The organism is Streptomyces sp. NPDC088124, assembly GCF_040685895.1.
In the GTDB taxonomy this organism is placed as follows: Bacteria; Actinomycetota; Actinomycetes; order Streptomycetales; family Streptomycetaceae; genus Streptomyces.
The window spans coordinates 47,663-53,892 of record NZ_JBFBJB010000001.1; the positions used below are offsets into that span (position 1 = coordinate 47,663).

At 72.1% G+C, this 6,230-nt stretch carries 5 protein-coding genes and 1 pseudogene; 3 read left to right on the forward strand and 3 right to left on the reverse strand.

Going from position 1 to position 6,230, the window contains the following annotated elements; translation table 11 throughout:
- The first annotated feature begins 214 nt into the window (after positions 1–214).
- Positions 215–1,465 (forward strand): RNA-guided endonuclease TnpB family protein, encoded by a 1,251-nt coding sequence (locus AB0P17_RS00210; protein ID WP_365806133.1) that lies wholly within the window; start codon positions 215–217, stop codon positions 1,463–1,465.
- Between the two features lie 96 nt (positions 1,466–1,561).
- On the opposite strand, the gene AB0P17_RS00215 is transcribed toward AB0P17_RS00210, so the two are convergent.
- Both AB0P17_RS00215 and AB0P17_RS00220 read right to left on the reverse strand, forming a co-directional pair.
- A complete protein-coding gene (locus AB0P17_RS00215; RefSeq protein ID WP_365806135.1) occupies positions 1,562–2,233 on the reverse strand; it encodes a response regulator transcription factor in 672 nt (223 codons plus the stop codon).
- A 143-nt stretch (positions 2,234–2,376) separates the two neighbouring features.
- Positions 2,377–3,576: a sensor histidine kinase gene (locus tag AB0P17_RS00220; RefSeq protein WP_365806137.1), complete on the reverse strand. Its 1,200-nt coding sequence runs from the start codon at positions 3,574–3,576 to the stop codon at positions 2,377–2,379.
- Between the two features lie 131 nt (positions 3,577–3,707).
- On the opposite strand from AB0P17_RS00220, the gene AB0P17_RS00225 reads away from it, so the two are divergent.
- Both AB0P17_RS00225 and AB0P17_RS00230 read left to right on the forward strand, forming a co-directional pair.
- On the forward strand, positions 3,708–4,772 hold the full coding sequence (locus tag AB0P17_RS00225; RefSeq protein WP_365806472.1) for an SAM-dependent methyltransferase: 1,065 nt from the start codon (positions 3,708–3,710) through the stop codon (positions 4,770–4,772).
- Between the two features lie 37 nt (positions 4,773–4,809).
- Positions 4,810–5,961 carry an NADH-quinone oxidoreductase subunit D gene (locus AB0P17_RS00230; protein WP_365806139.1) on the forward strand — a complete coding sequence of 384 codons (1,152 nt, stop codon included), beginning with the start codon at positions 4,810–4,812 and terminating at the stop codon, positions 5,959–5,961.
- Positions 5,962–6,021: 60 nt separating this feature from the next.
- On the opposite strand, the pseudogene AB0P17_RS00235 reads toward AB0P17_RS00230, so the two are convergent.
- Positions 6,022–6,230, reverse strand: a pseudogene (locus AB0P17_RS00235) (hypothetical protein); the annotation flags it as partial.

Sequence of the window (6,230 nt, forward strand, 5' to 3'; positions counted from 1 at the left end):
AGCCCCTGCGGGGCAGGCGCGGGAGCCGGGTGTACCAGGCGGTGTGCGGGGCGGCCCGGTGCGTACGGCGGTACTCCCGGATCGTGCGTTCGGCCGCCTCCGAGGAAACCCCGGCCTTCAGGCCGGGGAGGAATCGGACTCCTGCGGAGCGGGGGCAAGGAGCTGGGATGCGCCGCCAGGGCGAATCACCGTGCTCCGACGCCGGCGCTAGTTTGTGAGCGTGACCGGAAACCATGTGAAGCGGGCGTTCAAGTACCGCTTCTATCCGACGGACGCGCAGGCGGCTGAGCTGTCGCGCACCTTCGGATGCGTGCGGAAGGTCTACAACATGGCGCTCAACGCCCGTACCGAGGCGTGGACGCGACAGGAACGGGTCAACTACAACCAGACCTCCGCGATGCTGACCGCGTGGAAGAGGACCGGGGAACTGGCCTACCTCAACGAGGTGTCCAGCGTCCCGCTCCAGCAGGCTCTGCGGCACTTGCAGGTGGCGTTCACCAACTTCTTCGGCAAGCGGGCGAAGTACCCGCGCTTCAAGTCGCGGAAGAAGTCCCGCAGGAGCGCGGAGTACACCACCAGCGGCTTCCGCTTCCGCGAGGGAAGGCTGACCCTCGCCAAGATGGCGGAGCCGCTGCGCATCGCGTGGTCCCGGCCGCTGCCGGAAGGCGCCACGCCGTCCACGGTGACCGTGTCCCAGGACGCGGCCGGACGCTGGTTCGTGTCGATGCTCTGCGAGGACACGATCGTCCCGGCCCCGCCCACCGCGAACGCGGTCGGCATCGACGCGGGGATCACGTCCCTGGTGACGCTCTCCACCGGTGAGAAGATCGCCAACCCGAGGCACGAGCGAAAGGACCGGGCCCGGCTCGCCAGGGCCCAGCGGGAACTGTCCCGCAAGGACAAGGGCGACGGGGCCAACCGGGCCAAGGCCCGCCGTAAGGTCGCCCGTGTCCACGCCCGGATCGCCGACCGGCGCCGGGACTTCCTCCACAAGCTGACCACCCGGCTCGTCCGTGAGAACCAAACGGTCGTGATCGAGAAGCTGACCACCCGGCTCGTCCGTGAGAACCAAACGGTCGTGATCGAGGACCTCACCGTCCGCAACATGGTCAGGAACCACAAGCTCGCCCGCGCCGTGTCCGACGCGGCGTGGAGCGACATGCGGTCCATGCTGGAGTACAAGACCGCCTGGTACGGGCGGGAACTCGTGGTCGTCGACCGCTGGTTCCCCAGCTCGAAACTGTGCGGTGCCTGCGGCACGATCCGTGCGAAGCTGCCGCTCAACGTCCGTACATGGACGTGTGAGTGCGGCGTGGTCCACGACCGGGACGTGAATGCCGCGAAGAACATTCTGGCCGCCGGGCTGGCGGTGTCCGTCTGTGGAGCCGGTGTAAGACCTCAACGGGAGTCCTCCCGGACGGGGCGGTCGGCGATGAAGCAGAAACCCCCACGGCGCGAGCCGTAGGAATCCCCCTCGTTCACGAGGGGGAGGAAGTCAACGATGTCACCGGACTCCCCCAACAACACACACCCCCACACCACCACCAGGCCAGCATCCGGGTCAGCCCGCCCCGCCACCTGCCCTGACCAGTCCCGACTCGTAGGCGAGGACGACCACCTGGACCCGGTCGCGCAGCCCGAGCTTGGTGAGGATCCGGCCGACGTGCGTCTTCACGGTCGCCTCGGAGAGCACGAGGCGGCCGGCGATCTCACCGTTCGACAGGCCCTGCGCGACCAGCATCATGACCTCGCGCTCCCGGTCGGTCAGCCGCTCCAGTTCCCTGTGCTCCGGCTTGCCGCTGCTGGGCAGCATCGGCGCGAAGCGGTCGAGGAGGCGCCGTGTCGTGGACGGCGCGACGACCGCGTCGCCGCTGTGGACGGCGCGGATCGCGTTCAGCAGTTCGCCGGGCGGCACGTCCTTCAGCATGAAGCCGCTGGCCCCGGCCTTGAGCCCGGAGAAGGCGTACTCGTCGAGGTCGAAGGTGGTGAGGATCAGGACCTTCGGGGCGTCGGGCACGGCGCAGATCCTGCGGGTCGCCTCGACGCCGTCCAGCCGGGGCATCCGTACGTCCATGAGTACGACGTCCACGTCGGTGGAGCGCAGGTTCTCGATCGCCTCGGCGCCGTCCCCGGCCTCCGCGACGACATCCATGTCCGGTTGCGCGGCCAGCACCATACGGAAGCCGGTCCGCAGCAGCACCTGGTCGTCGACGAGCATCACGCGGATCGACATCGGGGGTCCTTGTCCTTAGGGGGCATCAGAGGGCCGGCCGGTACGGCGGGTCCGGGGAGGTCCGGCGGAGTCCGGGGCCCGGGAGGGCCGGGGCGTGCGGAGGGACCGGGCAGGCGGCCGCCGCCAGGACACCGGCCCGGACACTAGTGTGCTGCCTTCAGCGGCAGCAGCGCGCTGATCCGGAAGCCGCCGCCCGGCCTCGGGCCCGCGTCCAGCGTGCCGCCGACCATACCGACCCGCTCCCGCATGCCGATCATGCCGTGGCCCCGTCCGTCGGCGCCGCCGTCCTCGTACAGCTCGTGTGCCGCGCCCCTGCCGTCGTCCTCGACGAGCAGGCCGAGCCCGTCGTCGAAGTAGACGAGCCGGACGCTGGCCCCGACGTCCGGGCCGCCGTGCTTGCGCGAGTTGGTGAGGGCCTCCTGCACGATGCGGTACGCGGTCAGCTCCACGCCGCTGGGCAGCGGCCTCGGGGTGCCCTCGATCTTGAAGTCCACGGCCAGGCCCGCCGCCCGTACGTTCTCGATCAGGTCCTCGATCTGCCCGACGTCGGGCTGCGGAACGTACTCGCCGCTCTCCTTGGCGTCGCCGGTCCGCAGCACGCCGAGCAGCCGGCGCATCTCCGCGAGCGCCTGCCGCCCCGTGGTCGAAATGGTCTCCAGGGCCTGTTTGGCCTGGTCGGGCGCGGCGTCCAGGACATAGGCGGCACCGTCCGCCTGGACCACCATCACCGACACGTTGTGCGCGACGACGTCGTGCAGCTCGCGGGCGATCCTGGCGCGTTCGGCGGCGACCGCCACCTTGGCCTGTGCCTCGCGCTCCTTCTCCAGCCGGGTGGCCCGCTCCTCCAGCTGGGCGAAGTAGGCGCTGCGGGTCCGCATCGAGTCGCCCAGCACCCAGGCCAGCACGAACGGCACCGTCAGCACGACGGTGAAGAAGATCCCGCCGGCGATGCCGCCCTCTCCGGTGGACCAGCGGACCTGTGACAGCGGCGCGGCGAGCACGCCGCCGACCAGGGCGGACCGGGAGGCCCAGCGCGGCCCGCCCCGCGCGGCGACGGTGTAGATGACGACCAGCATCGCGAAGTCGGCCGGGCCCGGGTGCACGTTGAGCGCGAGCTGTGCGACACCGACGGCCGCCACCAGCACCAGCATTCTCTCGGGCGCCTGCCGCCGCAGCGCCACGGCCAGGGACAGCGGTACGGCGACCGCCATCGCGACCAGCCGCCGCTCGACGCCGAGATTCTGCTGGACCGCCCACAACAGCGAGATCCCGAGGAGCAGGACAGCCCAGAAGCTGTCGACGCCCCTCGGGTGTCGGCGGAGAAACTCGTAGAAGCGCTGCACGTAACCCAGCGTAGGGAAGCGGATGACTCTGAGGGTCAACCGGAGGATCGATCCGGTCGGCGGAAGCGTACTCCCCAAGGTGGAGACTTGGCGCCGTGACGGATGAGACGGGTAAGTCGGCAGGTGAATCGGTGGACGGGCCCCGGGGCGGGCCCCGCTCCCCGGGCGACCCGGGGCCGGTGCGCTGGCGCCCGGCGGCGGAGGCGGCGCTGTACGGCCCCGGGGGCTTCTATCTGCGCCCCGAGGGCCCCGCGGGACACTTCCGTACCTCGGTGCACGCCTCCCCGCTCTTCGCCGCCGCCGTCGCCCGGCTGCTGGTGCGGACCGCGCGGCTGCTCGACCGCGACGAGGTGGCGTTCGTCGATGTCGGCGCGGGCCGGGGCGAGCTGCTGACCGGCGTGCTGGGGGCGGTTCCGGAGGGGCTGACCGTGCATCCGTACGCCGTCGAGCGCGCCCCGCGTCCGCCGGGGCTCGACCCGCGCGTGGAGTGGTGCGCGGAGCCGCCGGCCGGGGTCCACGGGCTCCTCTTCGCCAACGAGTGGCTGGACAATGTGCCGCTCGACATCGCCGGGACGGATCCCGGCGGGACCGTACGGTACGTCCTGGTGCGGCCGGACGGCTCCGAGGTGCTGGGCGGTCCGGTCGGCGGCCCGGACGCGCGCTGGCTCGACCGCTGGTGGCCGCCGGCCGGGCCCGGCACCCGGGCGGAGATCGGCCGCCCCCGCGACGAGGCCTGGGCGGCGGCGGTCGGGACGCTGGAGCGGGGGCTCGCGGTCGCCGTGGACTACGCGCATGTACGGGGCGCCCGGCCGCCGTTCGGCACGCTCACCGGCTTCCGCGCGGGCCGGGAGGTGGCCCCCGTACCGGACGGGACCGGCGACCTGACCGCGCACGTGGCGCTGGACGCGTGCGCGGCCGCCTGCCCGCTGCCCGGCGCCGAGCTGCTCACCCAGCGCGAGGCGCTGCACCGGCTGGGCGTGCGGGGCGACCGCCCGCCGCTCGCCCTGGCGGCGTCGGACCCGGCGGCGTACGTACGGGCGCTCGCCGGGGCGGGCGAGGCGGCGGAGCTGACGGCGCGCGGCGGTCTCGGGGACTTCGGCTGGCTGACGCAGCCCGTCGGGATCGCGCCCCGGGACGTGTGGGGGACGGGGGACCGTGAGGAGCCGTACGAGCCGCGCCGGCCGTGCGGCCTCTGACGTCGGCGCCTGCGCGCCCCTCTGAGAGACTGTCGCCATGACGGAGACCACCCGGACGACGGTCGGCATCGGCGGCGCGGCGGAGAGCACCGACATGGTGCTCAACATCGGTCCGCAGCACCCCTCCACCCACGGGGTGCTCCGGCTGCGCCTGGTGCTCGACGGCGAGGTGATCCAGCACGCGGAGCCGGTGATCGGCTATATGCACCGGGGCGCGGAGAAGCTCTTCGAGGCGCGTGACTACCGGCAGATCGTGATGCTCGCCAACCGCCACGACTGGCTGTCGGCGTTCTCCAACGAGCTGGGCGTGGTGATGGCCGTCGAGCGGATGCTCGGCATGGAGGTCCCCGAGCGCGCCGTCTGGACCAGGACGCTCCTCGCCGAGCTGAACCGGGTCCTCAACCACCTGATGTTCCTCGGCTCGTACCCGCTCGAACTGGGCGGGATCACCCCGGTGTTCTACGCGTTCACGGAGCGCGAGAAGCTCCAGGCGGTGATGGAGGAGATCTCCGGCGGCCGGATGCACTACATGTTCAACCGGGTCGGCGGCCTCAAGGAGGATCTGCCCGCGGGCTGGCCGGGCCGGGTCAGGCACGCGATCGCCGATGTGCGCTCGCGGATGGACGTGTACGACCGGCTGGTCCTCGGCAACGAGATCTTCCGGGGGCGCACGCGCGGCGTCGGGGTGCTGTCACGGGACGCGGTGCACGCGTACGGGGTGTCGGGGCCGATCGCGCGCGCCTCCGGGGTCGACTTCGACCTGCGCCGCGACGAGCCGTACCTGGCGTACGGCGAGCTGGCGGACGTGCTCACGGTGGTGACCCGGGAGGACGGCGACTGCCTGGCCCGTTTCGAGTGCCTGCTGGAGCAGACGCACAACGCGCTGGCGCTGGCCGACGCCTGTCTGGACCGGCTCGTGGAGCTGCCGCCGGGGCCGGTCAACCAGCGGCTGCCGAAGGTGCTGAAGGCGCCGGAGGGCCACACGTACGCCTGGACGGAGAACCCGCTCGGCGTCAACGGCTACTACCTGGTGTCGAAGGGCGAGAAGACCCCGTACCGGCTGAAGCTCCGCTCCGCCTCGTTCAACAACATCCAGGCGCTGACGGAGCTGCTGCCCGGGACGCAGGTCGCCGACATGGTGGCGATCCTGGGGTCGCTGTTCTTCGTCGTCGGCGACATCGACAAGTAGACCGGCGCGGCCGGGTGGGTGGGGCGTGCCCTGCCCACCCCCGCGTCACGAAGTCCCGCGTCACGAGCTGATCGCGCCGCGCAGTTCGCCGAGGGGAAGCGGCTCCGTCTCGTCGTGTGCGGTCAGGTCGATGACCTGGCCGACCCCCCGGTCCTCGGTCCTGCGCCGCTCGGCGAGCGCCTCCTCGCCCACCACGTCGGCGAGGTCCTCACGCGCCACCCGCGCCAGCCGGTCCAGGGGTACGGAGGCGTCCTCCGGTGCGGGGACGT

Bases quoted from the DNA above. Each gene is read 5' to 3' on its own strand.
- AB0P17_RS00230 (WP_365806139.1), top strand. From the start codon at position 4,810: ATGACGGAGACCACCCGGACGACGGTCGGCATCGGCGGCGCGGCGGAG.
- AB0P17_RS00215 (WP_365806135.1), bottom strand. From the start codon at position 2,233: ATGTCGATCCGCGTGATGCTCGTCGACGACCAGGTGCTGCTGCGGACC.